This window comes from Thioalkalivibrio sp., from assembly GCF_041690275.1.
In the GTDB taxonomy this organism is placed as follows: domain Bacteria; phylum Pseudomonadota; class Gammaproteobacteria; order Ectothiorhodospirales; family Ectothiorhodospiraceae; genus Thioalkalivibrio.
Genome location: NZ_JAWLHP010000026.1, coordinates 25052 through 41867, shown reverse-complemented (window position 1 = coordinate 41867; position 16816 = coordinate 25052). Strand labels below are relative to the sequence as shown.

12 protein-coding genes, 1 tRNA gene and 1 pseudogene are annotated in these 16816 nt (G+C 68.3%); 2 read left to right on the top strand and 12 right to left on the bottom strand.

The genetic code is table 11. From position 1 onward, the window contains the following. Positions 1-234: 234 nt before the first annotated feature. The 5 genes from ACESMN_RS06865 to ACESMN_RS06845 all read right to left on the bottom strand — a co-directional run bounded on the left by ACESMN_RS06865 (position 235) and on the right by ACESMN_RS06845 (position 8844). Positions 235-2253 (bottom strand): TonB-dependent receptor family protein, encoded by a 2019-nt coding sequence (locus tag ACESMN_RS06865; RefSeq protein ID WP_373052853.1) that lies wholly within the window; start codon positions 2251-2253, stop codon positions 235-237. A gap of 89 nt (positions 2254-2342) precedes the next feature. Further along, positions 2343-2969, bottom strand: a complete 627-nt coding sequence (locus ACESMN_RS06860; protein ID WP_373052849.1) for a hypothetical protein — start codon at positions 2967-2969, stop codon at positions 2343-2345. Positions 2970-3049: 80 nt separating this feature from the next. Further along, positions 3050-3748: an NrdJb gene (locus ACESMN_RS06855; RefSeq protein ID WP_373052848.1), complete on the bottom strand. Its 699-nt coding sequence runs from the start codon at positions 3746-3748 to the stop codon at positions 3050-3052. A gap of 16 nt (positions 3749-3764) precedes the next feature. After that, a complete protein-coding gene (locus tag ACESMN_RS06850) occupies positions 3765-7040 on the bottom strand; it encodes an LAGLIDADG family homing endonuclease (RefSeq protein ID WP_373052847.1) in 3276 nt (1091 codons plus the stop codon). 256 nt (positions 7041-7296) lie between these two features. Next, positions 7297-8844 carry a phosphomannomutase/phosphoglucomutase gene (locus ACESMN_RS06845; protein WP_373052846.1) on the bottom strand — a complete coding sequence of 516 codons (1548 nt, stop codon included), beginning with the start codon at positions 8842-8844 and terminating at the stop codon, positions 7297-7299. A 139-nt stretch (positions 8845-8983) separates the two neighbouring features. On the opposite strand from ACESMN_RS06845, the gene ACESMN_RS06840 reads away from it, so the two are divergent. Beyond that, the gene (locus tag ACESMN_RS06840) at positions 8984-9625 is read left to right on the top strand and encodes a class II aldolase/adducin family protein (protein ID WP_373052845.1); all 642 of its coding nucleotides are present in this window, start codon (positions 8984-8986) and stop codon (positions 9623-9625) included. A gap of 169 nt (positions 9626-9794) precedes the next feature. Continuing rightward, the gene (locus ACESMN_RS06835) at positions 9795-10661 is read left to right on the top strand and encodes a class II glutamine amidotransferase (protein ID WP_373052844.1); all 867 of its coding nucleotides are present in this window, start codon (positions 9795-9797) and stop codon (positions 10659-10661) included. A gap of 45 nt (positions 10662-10706) precedes the next feature. Here ACESMN_RS06835 and ACESMN_RS06830 read toward each other — a convergent pair whose 3' ends face one another. The 7 genes and pseudogenes from ACESMN_RS06830 to moaC all read right to left on the bottom strand — a co-directional run bounded on the left by ACESMN_RS06830 (position 10707) and on the right by moaC (position 16804). Beyond that, positions 10707-11741 carry a hypothetical protein gene (locus ACESMN_RS06830; RefSeq protein ID WP_373052843.1) on the bottom strand — a complete coding sequence of 345 codons (1035 nt, stop codon included), beginning with the start codon at positions 11739-11741 and terminating at the stop codon, positions 10707-10709. A 239-nt stretch (positions 11742-11980) separates the two neighbouring features. Then, a tRNA-Phe gene (locus ACESMN_RS06825) sits at positions 11981-12056 on the bottom strand. A gap of 117 nt (positions 12057-12173) precedes the next feature. Further along, positions 12174-12446: an oxidative damage protection protein gene (locus tag ACESMN_RS06820; RefSeq protein ID WP_373052842.1), complete on the bottom strand. Its 273-nt coding sequence runs from the start codon at positions 12444-12446 to the stop codon at positions 12174-12176. Beyond that, positions 12430-13492 (bottom strand): annotated as a pseudogene (gene mutY / locus ACESMN_RS06815) (A/G-specific adenine glycosylase). The gene ACESMN_RS06820 and the pseudogene mutY overlap by 17 nt, the downstream one beginning before the upstream one ends. Beyond that, positions 13489-14085, bottom strand: a complete 597-nt coding sequence (locus tag ACESMN_RS06810) for an SRPBCC family protein (protein ID WP_373052841.1) — start codon at positions 14083-14085, stop codon at positions 13489-13491. The pseudogene mutY and the gene ACESMN_RS06810 overlap by 4 nt, the downstream one beginning before the upstream one ends. Continuing rightward, positions 14082-16316: an AsmA family protein gene (locus tag ACESMN_RS06805; RefSeq protein ID WP_373052840.1), complete on the bottom strand. Its 2235-nt coding sequence runs from the start codon at positions 16314-16316 to the stop codon at positions 14082-14084. Before ACESMN_RS06805 ends, ACESMN_RS06810 begins: the two co-directional genes overlap by 4 nt. After that, positions 16313-16804, bottom strand: coding sequence for a cyclic pyranopterin monophosphate synthase MoaC (gene moaC, locus ACESMN_RS06800; RefSeq protein WP_373052839.1), 492 nt, complete (start codon positions 16802-16804; stop codon positions 16313-16315). Before moaC ends, ACESMN_RS06805 begins: the two co-directional genes overlap by 4 nt. Between the last annotated feature and the right edge of the window lie 12 nt (positions 16805-16816).

Sequence of the window (16816 nt, the reverse complement as noted above, 5' to 3'; positions counted from 1 at the left end):
ACCACCCTTCGCATCGCGGCTGGAAGCCGCTCCTGCGACCACCCTTCGCATCGCGGCTGGAAGCCGCTCCTGCGGCGCTCCTGCAAGGGACTCGTGCCGGGCTCTGTGATCATGACCTGGTGGGAGCGGCCTCTGGCCGCGATGGTGCGTCGGGTTAGGCAATCGCGGCCGGAGGCCGCTCCTACGACCACCCCGGTGGGAGGCGAGCCCCTCGGCGCTCCGGCGCGGGGACGGTCAGGGCCGGTGGTAGAGGCGCAGGCCGACGAGGAAGTTCCGGTCGGGCGCCGGCTCGAAGTAGCGGCCGAAGCGGGCGTTGATCCGCAGGTTGTCGATCGTCTCCGTGTCGAAGAGATTGTTCACCGCGACGAAGCCCTCGGCCCGAAGGCGGCCATGATCCCAATGACGACCGACGCGCGCATTCACCACCGTATCGGCGCTCACCCGCACCTCGTTCGCGTCATCCGCGTAGCGGCTGCCGGAGTAGAGCGCATCGACGACGGCAAAGCCCGGACCATCGCGCCACGCGGCCTCGAGAAAGAGCTGCTGCGCCGGCAGACCGGGCAGGCGATTGCCGCGGAAACTCTGGTCATCGACGGTGAACTCGCGATAGCGGAAGTCATTCAGGCTCAGGGCAGCGCGCAGGTTCCAGCGCGGAGCGGGCCGCAGCTCGAGGCCGACCTCCAGCCCCTCCCGCGCCGTGCGGCCGGCGTTGCGGTAGAAATTGCGGCCCCCGTCCGCCAGCTGGAACGGGATCAGCTCGTCCCGGACGCGAGTCACGTGCGCGGTCACGTCGTAGGCGAGCATTCCGGTTTCGCCACGCGCCCCGATCTCGAACGCGCGGGCGTACTGCGGTTCGAGGTCGGGGTTGAACCCGCCGGTGCCCGCCGGATTCGCGAACTCGGTGAAGGTCGGCGTCTCGAAGGCATTCGCGGCATTGGCAAAGGCTCGGTGACCGGGTGACCAGTGCCAGATCAGGCCGGCGCTGGCGCTGGTCTCGTCGAAGGTGCGTCGGCCGGAGAGATCGGCGCCGTCGAGACGCAGCCGGTCGTCGATATCGAAGCGGATGCGATCGCGGCGCGCGCCGAGGGCAAGGTTCCAGTCATCGCCCAGCAGTGTGTCGGTGTGCAGGTACAACCCGCGGCTGCGGGCACGTTCGCGCTGATCCAGCGCAAGGGGATCGGCGTCTGTCTGGGGATCACAGACCGGTTCGAGATCGCTGTCGATGCACCTGCGGGTACGATCGTCGCGCTGCCGTTCCACGTCCAGCCCGAAGAGGGCGCGGGTCGGTCCGAAGTCCCGCTCGTAGCCGACCTGGACGCCGTCGAAGTCACGCTCGTAGGCGACCTGGCTGCTGCCGAAGAAGGGCAGCTGCTGCTCGTAATCCCGGCGCGTGGCGAAGGCGCCGAGCCGGAGCTCGCCCGCACCGACGGGCTGCCGCCACTGCCCGCCCAGGGTCAGCTGCTCGGCCGACTGGCGGCTGTCCAGCGTCCGCGCGAGAGGGGCCGCACCACGCCGATCCGCGTCCACCTCGGCACGTGTGAGCGCGCCGGGATCCTCGGTCAGCGGTGCGTCGAGGGCCCGCAGGTGCAGTTCGAGGTCACCGGCGTCGAAGCCCTGCGCAAGGTGCAGCCGCAACAGGCGCTTTTCGGCCCGGGACTGGTCCCGGTAACCGTCGAAACTCAGGTCGTGGAAGCTCAGCGAGTACGACCCGCGTTCGCCGCGGGCCTCGCTCAGGGCCTCCAGACGCTGGAACCCGTAGCTGCCGAGCAGCGCACCGCCGCCGTGGCCGCGCGGGTCGCTGCCGTCGCGGGTGGTGATCCCCACCACCCCGCCGGTCGCGTTCCCGTACAGGGCCGCATTGGGACCACGCAGCACCTCGATGCGGCTCACATTCAGCAGATCGATCGCGTCCACCTGGGACTGCCCGTCGGGGGTCGTCTCGGGGATGCCGTCCTGCAGGATGCGCAGGCCGCGGATGCCGAAGGGCGCGCGGGCCCCGAAGCCCCGGATGGAAACACGGACGTCCTGGGCGAAGTTGTAGCGATTCTGCGCGAAGACACCGGGAATCCGATTCAGCGCCTCGTCGAGTTGCAGGCCCTGTCGGCCCTCGGTCGCGGCGGCGGTGTCGATCACGTCGACCGCGGCCGGCAGCTCGGTCAGCGGCGTGGCGATCCGCGGGGCCGTGACCGTCATCGGCTCCAGCACCTCCTGCGCCGGAACCGGCCCGGTGAAGAGGACGAGCAGCGCGGGCAGGGCACGGGCGGTCAGCCTGACGCGTTCCGGCAGGATACCCGGCACGGGACCGTCGGGCCGGCGGCGGCATGCCCGGGGCAACGGGAGCCTCACCAGAAGTAGGGCATCATGCGCCCCATGCGTCCCATCGTGGAATCGATCGAGGTCGTCATGATGTCGATGTTCACGTTGAGCCGGTGCATCTCCTCGGCCATCACCGGCACGCCGTCCATCTTGCCGTCCATGGAATCCATCGTGGCGGCGATCTGACCGACGTCTCCGCGCATCTGGCGCACCTCCTCCACCATCTCGGGCAGCACGGCAAGCGCCTCGTTGCTCTCCCGGAGCACCGCGTGCAGGTCGTAAAGGACCACCGTGATCGCATGGAACGGGTTGATCTGCTCCGGATCGGCCCCGGCGACGCCAGTACGGAGCTCCTCGATCCGGGTGCGGAAGTCGTGCACCGGCGGTGCCGGATCCGCCTCCAGCGGCTCCGTCACCTGCGGCTCCGGAATCGGCTCGGGCGCCGCGTGCGGCCAGCCGGACTGAGCCGAGGCCGCACCGAAGAACTGCGTCAGCGCAAGGCTGGCGAGGAGCAGGGTCGACAGGAGCAGCGCCAGGTTCCAGCGGAAGAGTCTCTCCAGTCGCTGCAGCCGGCGCTCACCGGCCAGCTGGATACGGGCAAGCTCGGCGATCGCCGCCGAGGTCTCGCTGGGGCGGATGGGGATCTGGTTCATGGCGGGCGTGCTCCGGGGGCTGAGGGAATGTCGGGCAACCGTGCGCATGCCCGACCATCGCTTCGGGTTCCCCTATGCTACTACCCGCACTTGCTCTCCCCGCAATTCAGGCAGGTCAGGCAGTTGTCCATGGCCACCACCGCCCGGGTGTTGCACTTGCTGCAGAGCTGCGCGCCCGGGGGAAAGGGGTCACCCGGGTCGGTCTCCGTCTTCGCGAGATTGCGGCTCGCCTCGAACTGGGCACGCTTCTCCTCGATGTGCCGGCGCTGGTGCTCGTCCAGACCATCATCCTTGATCAGCCCGATCATGCGCATGTGCCCTTCGATCGCGTCCCCGATCTCGGCAACCAGGGAGGGCATGTACCGACCACCCTTCTTGAAATAGCCGCCGCGCGGATCGAAGACCGAGCGCAGCTCCTCGACCAGGAAGGTCACGTCGCCACCCTTGCGGAATACCGCCGAGATGATCCGCGTGAGCGCGACGATCCACTGGAAGTGGTCCATGTTCTTCGAGTTGATGAAGATCTCGAAGGGCCGGCGCAACTCGTGTTCGGTGCCCGGGTTCAGCACCACGTCGTTGATGGTCACGTACAGCGCATGCTCGGAGAGCGGCGTCTTGATCTTGTACGTGGATCCCATCAGCATCTCCGGCCGCTCGAGCTTCTCGTGCATCTGCACGACCTTGTCCTCGGCCTCCGGCGCCGCCGCGGGCTTCCCCGCAGCCGGCTCCTCGCGGGCGACCTCGTAGCCGGTGATCTTCTTTTCGATTCGAATGGTCATCTTTCGCGCTCCCGGCTCAGAACTTGCCGTAGTACCCTTCCTTCAGGGCATCGTAGAGGTTCGCGGCGTAGTGGGTCTCGCCGTCGTACTCGATCTCCTCGTTCCCCCTGGCCTCGATCACCGTGCCGTCCTCCAGCACGAACCGGTAGGTGGTGCTCTCGAGATCCTTTTCCTTGACCAGCACACCCTGGAAGGCCTCCGGGTTGAACCGGAAGGTGGTGCAGCCCTTCAGGCCCCGCTGCCAGGCATAGAGGTAGATGTCCTTGAAGGCCTCGAAGGCGTAGTCCGTCGGCACGTTGGCGGTCTTGGAGATGGACGAGTCGATCCACTTCTGTGCCGCCGCCTGAACGTCCACGTGCGCCTTCGGCGAGACGTCGTCCGCGGTGATGAAGTAATCCGGCAGCTGCTCCTCCTCCACCTCGGAATATGGCATCGCGCGCGCATTCACCTTCTCGCGGTAGGCCAGCAGCTCGTAGGAGAAGACATCCACCTTCTCCTTGGACTTCTTGCCGCTGCGGATCACGTTGCGGGCGTAGTGGTGGGCGAAGCTCGGTTCGATGCCGTTGCTTGCGTTGTTCGCCAGCGACAGCGAGATGGTGCCGGTCGGCGCGATGGAGCTGTGGTGGGTGAAGCGGCAACCCTCGGCGGCGAGCTGTTCCACCAGTTCCGGGTCCACCTCGGCGACGCGCTGCATGTAGCGGCTGTACCGCGCGTGCAGGACCCGTCCCTTCACCCGATCGCCGGGACCGAAGCCGTCGCGCACCATCTCGGGGCGCTGGCGCAGCATCTTCGCGGTGACCGTGAACTCCTCGTCCAGGACCGGGGCCGAACCCTTCTCGCGCGCGAGCTCCAGCCCGGCGCGCCAACCCGCGAGCGCCATCTCGCGGGTGACCTCCCCGGTGAAACGCAGCGAGTCCTCGGCGCCGTACTTCATGCGCATCATCGTCAGTACCGACCCGAGCCCGAGGTAGCCCATGCCGTGCCGCCGCTTGCGCATGATCTCCTCGCGCTGCTGCGGCAGCGGCAGACCGTTGATCTCGACGACGTTGTCCAGCATCCGGGTGAACACCGCGACCGTCTCGCGGAAGCCCTCCCAGTCGAAGCTGGCCCGGTCCGTGAAGGGCTCCTGCACGAAGCGCGTCAGGTTGATCGAGCCGAGCAGGCAGGCACCGTAGGCCGGCAATGGCTGTTCGCCGCAGTTGTGTACATAGAAGCCGTTGGCATCGAAGGCATTGATGCCAGGAACCTGAACGTCAAAAACGTCCTCAATGCCGTCCGGCACCAGAGACTCTACCTGCACAATGAAGCGTTCCCGATTCAACCGACGTCGATAGCTACCAAGAAACGTGGCCAGACGCGTGGCCTTCACCGGGTCGGCAAACCCGACCAGCGCCGCAAAAATGCCGAGGTTGTCCCCACTCACCACGAGTTCATGCTGTGAGCGAACAGGATACGCTTTCCGGTCGCCCTTACCGTCAGGCAGCATTGCATTCCCGGCGGGTCGACGATCCCGGTAGAGCCTGGAGGCAATGCCAAGGCGCAGAAGCATTCGCTGTACCGCCTCAAGACGCGGCCCGTCCGACTGGGCCAGGCGCACGCTTACGCCCTTGTCCAGTGAGCCCTGAACGGACCCGTCAGCGTCGAATATTCCCCGGAGAAAACCACGGTGGAAGGCACTGGAGGTCATTTCCATCGTCGGGGTCACCCCCTTTGCGCCTGGCCGCATTCCGAGTTCGAACGCGAGATCCCGGAGCGCCGCGAGCTTCATTCGATATTCGCCGCGGCCCTTGATCTCCGTCCAGCCGGCAAAGTCGGCGCGATGCGTTAACGTGCCCGCGCAGCGCCGGGCTTCTTCCATCAGTGGGTTGGAACAGAAATCACCACCGTTGGCCGCGGGTTCCGCCGACCAGACCGACAGCACGGCAGCGTCCCGCTTCAGCGTGCCGTCACCAACCAACAATCCGAGCAGGTATCCCTCTTCCCAGGTTCGGGGACCCGCCCACTCGGCGTTGCCCCGATGATCGTTCAGGAGCACCCGGTCGCCCACGCCAAGTCTCCCCGCCTCGCACCATTCGGTTTCCAGCGACCAGCGCGTCTGCCGAACCACTCGACGCACGGGATGATTATCGGTGAGACGCAACATCGGTCCCTCGCTGGTATTCAGCCGAAGTACTTCCCGGGTCGCGGTGCGGAAGAAACCTTCGGCGCCACTGGCATGATCTTCACCGTCAACACGGGCGCAGAACGGACGGCCCAGAAGATCCTGTACACGTTGCGGACCGGCGTCCGTCTGTACCCAGGTGTCGCCAGTCACGCACGGGTTGGTCGCGCGGATCTCCTCGCACCACCAGTTGTTGTTCATCTCGTTGACCTTGTCGATCAGGATGAAGCCCGGCTCGGCGAAGTCGTAGGTGGAGGACATGATCAGGTCCCACAGGCGGCGGGCGCGGATCGTCCTGTAGATGCGGCAGGCGACCTGCCCCCCGTCGTTGACGATGTAGCCCTCGGTGTCGGCCCAGTCGCGCCAGAGCACCTGCGCGGGGTCGTTCAGGTCGATGCCGCCCTGCGCGGCCTCCACCTCGGTGATCGGGAATGCCAGCGGCCAGGCGTCGTCGTTCTGCACCGCGGCCATGAAGTCGGCGGTGATCAGCAGCGACAGGTTGAACTGGCGCAGCGTCCCGTCGGCCCGCTTCGCGCGGATGAACTCGACCACGTCCGGGTGGCCGATGTCGAAGGTGGCCATCTGCGCGCCGCGACGGCCACCGGCGGAGGAGATCGTGAAGCACATCTTGTCGTAGATGTCCATGAAGGACAGCGGCCCGGAGGTGTACGCGCCGGCCCCGGTCACGTAGGCGCCACGCGGGCGCAACGTACTGAATTCATAGCCGATACCAGACCCCGCCTTCAGTGTCATCCCGGCCTCGTGCAGCTTCTGCAGGATGTCGTCCATCGAGTCGTGGATGGTGCCGGAGACCGTGCAGTTGATCGTCGAGGTCGCCGGCTTGTGCGCCCGGGCGCCGGCGTTCGCGATGATGCGTCCGGCCGGGATCGCGCCGTGGCGCAGGGCCCACAGGAACCGCTCGTACCAGTGCTCGCGCAGCTCCGGCGTTGCCTCGATGTCCGCGAGCGCGCGGGCAACGCGCTTCCAGGTACCGTCGATGTCGCGGTCGAGGACCGCACCCTCCTTGGTCTTCAGGCGGTACTTCTGGTCCCAGATCTCGGTGGAGGCGGTTTGCATCGGAACCTCCGGGGTCTCGATGGAGACGGCGTGCAGGTGCGTACTGCCTTGCATGTGCATGACATCCTTTGGGTTTCTACTACCTGTTGGGGAAACGATACCTGCCGACTACAAGATGTAGTGGCCCCGAACAAGGCTAGCCGCAAAGGAATTCCTGGTCAAAGAGTTAATAGCAAAGGTCGTCGGGATTTGCCGAAGGCGAAGACTATGGACCGACGGGATCGCCCGGAATGGCCGCGCACCGCCCGCCGGTCCAGTTGCAACCGGGCGTCCGCGCCGGAAAATGGGCAATACCACGCCCCGGTGGGCGTCAGGTCGCATCCGTACGGGTCTGGGCGCCGAGCATGCTCAGGTCCATTGGTATCCCCTGCGCGGACAGCAGTCGTGCGAGACGGCCCCCGATCCGGTCCACGCCGCCGACGACCTCGGACTCGACGTTCAGGGGCAGCACCGGATCGTGCAGGGACAGCCGCAGCAGGAACCAGCCCCGCTCCCCTTCCCCCCGGCAGGTGACGCGCACGCCTTCGTGGGTCTCCGGCACGACCTCCCAGCCAGGCTCGGCCGCGACGCGTTCCCGCAGCAGGTCGAGGATGCGTCCGCCCCGGGCCGCAAAGTCCTGCGCCGGCAGCCCGATCCGGTACTCGCGGCTTTCGGCCGGCTCCCGAAGCTCCGCGATCAGGTCGCCCAGATCGCGACCTTCCCTGCGCGCCCGCGCCAGTTCGATCAGCAGCATCGCGACCAGGTATGCCCCGTCGTCGAGGAAGTGGTTTTCCTTCAGCGCGGCGTGCCCCGATGTCTCGATCGCCAGCCAGCAGGGCTGACCGGCCGCGTTCAGCCGCACCGCCTCGTTGATCACGTTCCGGTAGCCCCGGCGGAAGCGGTGGTGCACGCCACCGAGCCCGTCCTCGATGAATTCGGTCAGGCCCTCCGAAGTCACCGAGTCGGTGACGATGGTGGTCCCGGGATGCTCGCGCAGCACCACCGCCGCGGCCAGCGCCACCAGCCGGTTGCGGTTGATCTCCCGCCCGGAGCCGTCCATCGCGGCCGCGCGATCCACGTCGGGATCGAAGGCGATGCCGAAATCCGCGCCATGGCCCAGTACCGCCTCGCGCAGCGCGGCCATCGCGTCCGGGTGTTCGGGATTCGGCACGTGATTGGGGAAGTGGCCATCGGGCTCCAGAAACCGGCTGCCGGTGGTGTCCGCACCCAGCGGCTCGAGCACGCGGTCCGCGAAGAACCCGCCGGCCCCGTTGCCGGCATCAACGACGATCTGCAGCCCGCGGAGGGGCTGGTTCGGGTGCGCCGGGTCCGCCGCGCCCTGCCGGATGCGTTCCACCAACTGGCTGGTATACACGGACATGAAGTCGATCTCCTCGACCGGCCCCGCCGTACCGGAGGGCTCACGGTCGCCGCTTCCGGCGAGCTCGAGCAGCGTGGTGATGTCCTCCCGGTTCAGCCCGCCGAGGGCGGTGAAGAACTTGCAGCCGTTGCGGTGCGCGGGCAGGTGACTCGCGGTCAGCATCACCGCGCCGTCGCAGCGGTATCCCGGCGTCACGGTGCTCATGAACATCGCCGGGGTGGAGGCCAGCCCGAAATCCAGCACCCGCGCGCCCTGCGCGGCGATTCCCTCGGACAGCGCAGCCGCCAGCGCCGGACCGCTGATGCGGCTGTCGCGACCCACCGCGATGGTCAGCGCCCGCGGCTCGCGTTCGAGGGTCTGTCCCAGCCAGCGCGCGAAGGCGGAGCCGATGCGCCGGACCACCGCCGGGGTCAGATTCACGTCGGCGTCCGCACCACCCGCCGGGGCCAGCGCAACCCCGCGGATGTCCGAGCCATTCTGCAGCGCCTTCCAGTCCATGGCGACCATTGTCACACGGAGGGCCGCTGCGGTGCATCGGCCCTCCGCGACGGGTTCCGGGGCATCACGGCGGCAACCGTCCTGCTATAGTCGGCGCGGTATGTTCCCGCCCGATGACCCAGGGCCCCGGAGCCGCGAGATGGACCCCACCGAACTGTCGCTGCGCCAGTCGATCATCGATACCTGCCTGCGGATGAATCGCGAGGGCATCAACCAGGGCACCTCCGGCAACGTGAGCGCCCGCTGGGGCGACGGCATGCTGATCAGCCCGTCCGGGATCCCCTACGAGGAACTCGAGCCCGGGGACATCGTGTTCCTGGACGCCGACGGGGAACACACTGCGGGCCAGCGCCCGTCCAGCGAGTGGCGGCTGCACCTGGGCATCCTGCAGGCGCGTCCACGGATCGGCGCGGTCGTGCACACCCACTCGGTGCACGCCACGGCCCTCTCGATGCGCGGCATGGAGATCCCGGCGGCGCACTACATGGTGGCCGCGGGCGGCGGCCCGAACATCCGCTGTGCCCGCTACGCGACCTTCGGGACCGCGGAGCTGTCCGAGCATGCGATCGAGGCCCTCGAGGGCAGGAGCGCCTGCCTGCTGGCGAATCACGGCGTGGTGGCCACCGGGACCGACCTTCGCCGGGCCCTCTGGCTGGCCGGGGAGATCGAGGTGCTTGCGCGGCAGTACATACTGAGCCTGATGCTCGGCGGACCGGATCTGCTCTCCGAGGCCGAAATCGAGCGCGTGCGGGAGGGCTTCAGGGACTACGGCCTGCGCTGAGGACCGGTCGCCGCCAACCGGCCGCCACATGCCGGATGACGCGCGGCGGGGACATCCCCGGCGGGTTTGACCCCTGCAGGGACCCGACGGATACTGCTGATTACACGCGAAGAAGGTATTCGAGCGCCCGCGACCGGAAGCCCGATGCCTGCCCCCCGAATGAAGCGCCATGTGTGAACTGCTCGCGATGTCCAGCCTGGAGCCCGCCACGCTCTCGATCTCGCTCGAGGCCTTCTCCGAGCGCGGTGGCCTGAGTGCGCCGCACAAGGACGGCTGGGGCGCGGCCTTCTACTCGGGCCGCGATGCCCGCCGCCTCCGGGAGACCGGGGCTGCCAGCCGCAGCAGCGGCATCCGCTTCCTCAGCGAGCAGGAATACCGCAGCCATTTCGTGCTGGCCCACGTACGCCAGGCCACCAAGGGCGCGGTGTCCCTGGAAAACACCCAGCCCTTCGCCCGCGAGCTCGGCGGAAGGATGCATGTGTTCGCCCACAACGGTGATCTGATCGGCCTCGAAGAGGCCACCGCCGCCGACCTGGGCCGTTTCCGGCCGATCGGGGATACGGATTCCGAACACGCCTTCTGCCTGCTGCTCGCGCGCCTGGAACCGCTGTGGGCCGGGTCCGAGGTCCCGGCCCTCGAGTCGCGCCTCGCCGCGGTGACCGCCTTCGCGGCCCTGCTGAGGCCCTTTGGTCCGGCCAACTTCCTGTACGGCGATTCGGAATACCTCTACGTGCACGGGCACCAGCGCACCCAGGAGACGAGCGGCCGGATCGAGCCACCGGGTCTGTACACGCTCTGCCGCACCTGCCCCTCCCGGCCCGAGGGCCGGGACCCCAAGCCGATCGAGGGCCTGACCCTCGGACTCAACGAGGCCCGGCAGCGGGTCACCCTGGTCGCCAGCGTTCCGCTGACCCGCGAAGCCTGGGAGCCGGTGGAGGCCGGCGAGGTGCTGGCCATCAAGGGAGGGCAGATCGTCGCCCGCACCGGTGCGGCCGCGCCGCCGCAGCCGGCCGCCCGGCCCGGCGCCACGGCCTGAGAGCGGGCCAGCGGAACGCTGGCGACCGGGTGCCCCGACCCGGCGTCATCTCGCCTCGCGGCCCGCGGAGATCTCCTGTTCAACCCGCATCGTGAAGCGCACGGGGCCCGCAAGCGCGTAGAGCGGCGAGTCGGCCGGCGGGTGGAACTCGACACGACCGTGTTCGTCGAGGCGTTCGTCCATCACGGTCACGCCTTGCTCGTGCCCGTCTGCCACGCGATCCGGTTCCCCCGCCTCCACGGCCGTGACCAGCACGCGCGTGCGCACCGCGAGGTCGAAGCCCGGTGGCCTCGCCTGCGGCACCGATTCGATCAGCAGGTATTGCGGATGCCCGACCCACTCGTGCACCAGCGTGTAGGTCCGCGTCATCCCGCCGGCCGGAATCGCCTCGATCGTCGTCCGCAGCGAGAACCGGCCGTGGCGGTCGAAGCCGGTGCCGCCGCCGGGCGATCCGAGGGATGCAAAGCCGGCGTCCACCACCCCCTGCACCGCGCCGGCCTCGGCGAGCACGTCCCCGGCCTGTTCCCAGGGCCCGTAAAAGCGGAACAGCGGATCCCGCGCGCATCTGCTCCCGGCCGCACTGTCATGTCGCGCGAACTCGCTGACCGCCCCGCCAGCACAGGCCCCGCCTGCGCGTGCAGCCGCGGCCGACGGCTGCCGGGTCATCCCGGGATCATCAATCATCAGCTCCGCGTCGCCGTCCGCGGGACCCCGGTAGAGAAGCATGTGCGAGATCTCCGGAGACAGGCTGATCGAGGCCGGTCCGGCTTCCCGAAACCGGGCCCGAACGACGCAGTCGGACCAGATCCGCTCCGTGGTGTAATGCGTGCCCGCCAGCGAGCCACCGCAACCCGACACGGAATCGATCTCGAAACCGGCATCGGGCAGGATCCGAAACGAGGCGCGGCCGCCGCTGCTCACCCGCTTCACCCGGGGATCGATGTCGCCGCCCGGTCCCGGATCCGTATCCACGATGTACGTCCTGTTGCTCACGGACAGGCTGATGTCACACCCCCCGAGCAGCACCGCCGTCAGGGCGGCCAGCAGGGGAGTCAGGATGCGCAGGTACCGATGATTCATGACCGGGGGCCGTGTGCGAATCGGGTTGAACGCGATCCGGACCGCCTGGCTGCAATGCACCCGATCGGGCAGCTGCGCGGCGTTGCCGCCTCGGGATCCGCGTCGGCTCACCCTATCATGCCCGCGCCTGCAAGGTCGGCGCGGGACCGATTCGGCCGGGACCCGGGGTCATGGGGGTGCGCGCACGCCAGTGCGCACCCCGCCAGGCGGCAGGCACGCGGGGAACCAGCGAAAGGAGATGGTGGCCAGGGACGGAATCGAACCGCCGACACGGGGATTTTCAGTCCCCTGCTCTACCAACTGAGCTACCTGGCCGGACTTGGGCAGGCGGTCGCCTGCAGGCGAAGGGCGCTATTAAACCGGCAGCTGCCCCGGGCGTCAAGCAGTGACCCGCGGGGACCGGCGGCGGAAGGGTGCGGTGGGACGCAAACCTTACTGGTTCGGATCCACGTAGCCCTCGGGACGCTGCGCGCCGCCCTCGAAGAAGAACTTCTCCATCTCGTCTTCGAGGAATTTCCGCGCCTTCGGCTCCATCGGACTCAGACGGTACTCGTTGATCAGCATGGTCTGGTGCTTCAGCCAGGCCTGCCAGGCCTCCTTCGAGACGTTGGCAAAGATCTTCTTGCCCAGCTCGCCAGGATAGGTCGGGTAGTCCAGACCCTCCGCCTCGCGACCCAGGTACACGCAGTTAACGGTTCTCGCCATTATTCGGAATTCCCGTGCTCGATCAGAAAACGTTCGATTGGGGCGGGCAGCCCGACCCGCATCGGAAGGCGCGAGTTATACCAGATCGCCTGTTCCCCTTCCATGATCCCGCATGTCGCGGACGGCAGGGCGAACCGCAGGATGCGCAGGTCCAGCCTGTAATGACTGAAGACATGCCCGATCCGATCGACCGGTGGCTCGATCTGCCGGGCACCCGGCCAGCGTGAGAGGATCCAGTCGCGCAGCTCTCCGGCATCCTCGCGTTCCGGAAGGCTGTAGAGGCCACCCCAGATGCCGGACGCAAGGCGGCGCTCCAGGTACACGCCCTCCGGCGCCGACAGCAGACCGGCCCAGCGTGTCCGCACCGGCAGCGCTCGGCTGGGCCGCGGGGCAGGCAGATCGGCGACCCGGTCCTCGGCCAGCGCGACACAATCCGCCGCGACCGGGCATCGGGGGCAATCCGGTCGACTGCGGGTACAGACGGTCGCCCCGAGATCCATCATCGCCTGGGTGTAATCGGCCATGCGCAGGCCGGGTATACGCTCCTCGGCGACAGACCAGAGGCGCCGCTGCACCGCCGCCCCCCCAGGCCATCCGTCGATGCCCGCATGGCGCGCCAGCACCCGCCGGACATTGCCGTCAAGGATCGCCTCCGACTGACCGAAGGCCTGTGCGACGATGGCCGCGGCCGTCGACCGGCCGACCCCCGGAAGGGCCTCCAGCTCATGCCTGTTCGCGGGCAGTTCGCCACCGTGGACTGCCATCACGTGGCGCGCCGCCCGGTGCAGGTTGCGGGCGCGGGCGTAGTAGCCGAGGCCCGACCACAGGTGGAGGACCTCGTCGGCAGGCGCATCCGCCAGCGCGCGGACGTCCGGGAAACGCGCCATGAAGGCCAGGAAGTAGGGGATCACGGTCTCGGCACGGGTCTGCTGGAGCATGATCTCCGAGACCCATACCCGGTAGGCGCTGCGCGGATGCTGCCACGGCAGGTCATGCCGGCCGTGAACATCGAACCACGCCAGCAGCCGGCTGGCGAAGGCGTTCACCGGGCCTCCACCGCCATTGCCCCCCGCTCACCGAGCGCGAGGGCGGCCTCCTCGATGCGGCCCACGCTCTTCTCTAGCTCCGAGCCCACCCAGAGGCGCACCAGCGGGGGCCCGAGCAGACGCGGCACGGAGAAATCGGGTTCGAAGTAACCGTAGAGCTGCAGACGCGAGCGCGCGCCATCCCCGTCCTGCGCCTCGATCCGCCAGGACATGTGCCCACGGCGAATCCGGCTGAGTTCCGGCACGGTGATGCCGGAAGACCACTGCCCCGGGATCGCGCGCACGTCGAAGACATGATCGATCTCCCGGCACAGGAACAGCACACAGCCGCGCATCCGGGTGGCAACCCGCTCGACGCCATCGGCGACCTCGCCCAGGGATCGGCTCTCCACCACCAGCGGCAGGACACGATCGAACCTCGAGTAGTCATTCAGGACGGTCTCGACCTGCGATGGCGGCGCACGCATCGTCGCGTCGAGACGGAATTCCAGCCTCGAACCGTCGAAGCTGACATCGACGTCGGGCTCGGCGACCGCGTCCGGCGCCAGGACCCACAGCAGCAGCCAGGGCAGCAGCCACCCGGCAGACGTCATCGCAGGCGCAGTCTTTCGCCGAAACCGCGCCGCAAGCGGTCCATCTGCTCTTCGAGGGGTCCGGATTCCGTGTCTCCGGACTCGGGCGCCGCCTCCTGCTGATCGCCGGCTCCATCGTCCAGACCGAAGCGCTCGAGGAGCCGCTCCTGCAGCTGCTCGCCCTCGCGACGCAGGCGCTGGTCGACCCGCTCGCGCACCACCTCCTCGAGATCGAGCCGGAAACGCGGCTCCTCGAAGCTCCCGGTGATGCGGATGGGCAGCGTCAAGCCGCGCAGATCCTCGAGGCTCCGTCCACCCTGGCCCTCGATCGTCGCGACCAGGGTCGTATCCAGGCGGTAGTCGATCTCGCGGGCCGGAAGGTCGGCAGAACCCCGGCCGGCCACGCGCAGCAGGGGCGAACTGGCGGTCAGGTCGTCGTTTTGCACCACGCCGTCGCGAATCCGGAAGCTGCCGGCCAGCGCCGTGAAATCGGTTTCGTCCGGCTCCCCTTCGTCCTTCGGGGTCTCCCCCCGGAGCCTGGCCTCGGCATTGCGGATGATTCGAGCGATATTGATGCCGCGCACCGCGCCGTCGCTGAAGCGCATCTCCCCTTGGCCGTTCAGCCCGGCCATCAGTGCGTTCACGCTCCCTCCTCCGGTACGGACATCCAGGGCGAGATTTCCAGTGCCGACCAGCCTCGACTCGTCCTCCAGCAGTGCCTCCAGCAGCGGGCCGATGGCCACCGAACGCAGGTCGACCGCGGCCGCGTAACCGGGCACCTCACCGCCGGCATCGACGGTCGCGCGGGCCTCCAGCCGGCCCTGGTAGCCGTTGCCGGTCAGTGGCTCCACGTTCCACTCGCCATCGCGGGCGCGCAGCGTCAGGTCGATGTCCTCGAGCGTCAGCCCGAACAGCTTCAGCCAATCGAGACGCAGGTGACCATCCAGATCAAAGGCGCGCATCAGCTCGACCGGCAGGTCGATCGGAATGTCCTCCGCCGGGAGATCGGGCGCATCCGGCGTCTCCGGGGTACGGGCCCGCTCCACCTCGGGCGGAAGGTACCGGTCGACGTCCAGACGATCGCCGGCGAGGTCGAAGCGCACAACGGGGCGGTCCCCGGCCAGATCCACCTCGCCGTCACCGCGCATGCTGGTGTCGTCCAGGGTGACCAGCACGGGGTTCAGCTCCAGGCGGAGGGGAGTGCCGGATGCGGAGACATCCAGTTCCATGCGGGTGAAGGCCTCGCGGTCGGTGGTCCTGGGGGCGTCGAGGCCGAGGCTGGTGAACACCACCCGAGGATTGAAGGTGTTGCTGCGCAGCTCGGCCTGCAGCGAGGGCATCTCTGCGTCCAGACCGCTGACCTCCAGACGGCCGGTCAGGTGCAGGTCGGAGAGATGAGCGGAGAGGCTGTCGGCCCGGGCGGTGGCATCTGCCATGTCGAGCACGAGGTCGGTCTCGAGCCGTAGACTCACCTCCTGCTCCAGCGCGGGATGGCGCAGATCCACTTCGGACCGGACCGCGCGCAGCGCGTAGCGCTCTGCCGCCAGGTCCAGATTCAACCGCGCATCCAGACGCAGGTCGGCCGCGACCGGCGCCTGGTCCGCCTCCTCGATCCGCACCGAGGCTGCCAGGTCGATCGGCGTCTCGACGCCGGGACGGAAGTCCCGTAGTTCCAGGTTGACCGGATCCAGGAGCATGAACGTGCCGGCCTGCCGGTCGTCCCACTCGACCCGCAGTCCGGTTACCTCCAGACCCGCGACCTGCAACTCCTCCAGCGCGATGCCCGGCGCACCTTCAGCTCCGGAATTGCCCGGCCCGTTGTCCGGCTCCTCGGCGGCCGCGGCCTCCGACCGCTCCAGCAGGTCGTCCCAGTTGCTGCGGCCATCCGCGTCCCGGGCCAGCCGCAGCGTAACCCCGTCGGCCTCGATGCGCTGCACCTCGAGTTCGCGGCGCAGCAGCGGCATCACGGCCACCGCCAGATCAATCACCCGCAGTTCGGCGAACGGCGCCTCTCCGAACCCCTCCGCATTGGCCAGGCGCGCGTCCTCGAGCCGCAGACCGAGCGAGGGGAACAGGGTGAGCTCGATGCTGCCGGCCAGGGTCAGCTCACGACCGGTGGCCTCCGCGACCTCCGCCTCGATCCGGCCCTTGTAGTCATTGGGGTCGAAGGTCGCCACCAGATAAACGGCGACGATCACCGCAATCAGCAGCAGCACGCCGAGCAGCCCCAGCAAACGCACGATCCACTTCATTGTGATTCTCCCGTTTCGACTTCCGCGATCCAGCTGCCACTGCGTCCGCCGTGCTTCTCGAGGAGCCGGACGTCCTCGATGCGCATCCCGCGGTCGACCGCCTTGCACATGTCATAGATTGTCAGCAGCGCCACACTCACCGCCGTGAGCGCTTCCATCTCCACTCCGGTCTGACCCTGCACCTCGCAGGTGGCGCGCGCGCGCACGTGATCCTCTCCCGTTTCCAGTTCCAAGGCGACACGCGTGAGCCCGACCGGATGGCAGAGGGGGATCAGATCGCCCGTGCGCTTGGCCCCCATGATCCCGGCGACCCGGGCGATACCGAGCACGTCGCCCTTGCGGTGGTCGCCGGCTTGGATCCGGGCTGCGGTGTCCGGATGCATGCGGATGCAGCCCTCCGCCACTGCGACCCGGTGGCTGACCGGCTTCCCGCCGACGTTCACCATATGGGCCTTTCCGGACGCGTCAAAATGTGTGAGGTCATCCATGCCCGTATAATG

What these genes read in the sequence shown, in the direction of transcription:
- ACESMN_RS06860 (WP_373052849.1), bottom strand. Translation starts at nt 2,969, where the DNA reads ATGAACCAGATCCCCATCCGCCCCAGCGAGACCTCGGCGGCGATCGCC.
- ACESMN_RS06855 (WP_373052848.1), bottom strand. Translation starts at nt 3,748, where the DNA reads ATGACCATTCGAATCGAAAAGAAGATCACCGGCTACGAGGTCGCCCGC.
- ACESMN_RS06850 (WP_373052847.1), bottom strand. Translation starts at nt 7,040, where the DNA reads ATGCAAGGCAGTACGCACCTGCACGCCGTCTCCATCGAGACCCCGGAG.
- ACESMN_RS06845 (WP_373052846.1), bottom strand. Translation starts at nt 8,844, where the DNA reads ATGGACTGGAAGGCGCTGCAGAATGGCTCGGACATCCGCGGGGTTGCG.
- ACESMN_RS06840 (WP_373052845.1), top strand. Translation starts at nt 8,984, where the DNA reads ATGGACCCCACCGAACTGTCGCTGCGCCAGTCGATCATCGATACCTGC.
- ACESMN_RS06835 (WP_373052844.1), top strand. Translation starts at nt 9,795, where the DNA reads ATGTGTGAACTGCTCGCGATGTCCAGCCTGGAGCCCGCCACGCTCTCG.
- ACESMN_RS06830 (WP_373052843.1), bottom strand. Translation starts at nt 11,741, where the DNA reads ATGAATCATCGGTACCTGCGCATCCTGACTCCCCTGCTGGCCGCCCTG.
- ACESMN_RS06820 (WP_373052842.1), bottom strand. Translation starts at nt 12,446, where the DNA reads ATGGCGAGAACCGTTAACTGCGTGTACCTGGGTCGCGAGGCGGAGGGT.
- ACESMN_RS06810 (WP_373052841.1), bottom strand. Translation starts at nt 14,085, where the DNA reads ATGACGTCTGCCGGGTGGCTGCTGCCCTGGCTGCTGCTGTGGGTCCTG.
- ACESMN_RS06805 (WP_373052840.1), bottom strand. Translation starts at nt 16,316, where the DNA reads ATGAAGTGGATCGTGCGTTTGCTGGGGCTGCTCGGCGTGCTGCTGCTG.
- moaC (WP_373052839.1), bottom strand. Translation starts at nt 16,804, where the DNA reads ATGGATGACCTCACACATTTTGACGCGTCCGGAAAGGCCCATATGGTG.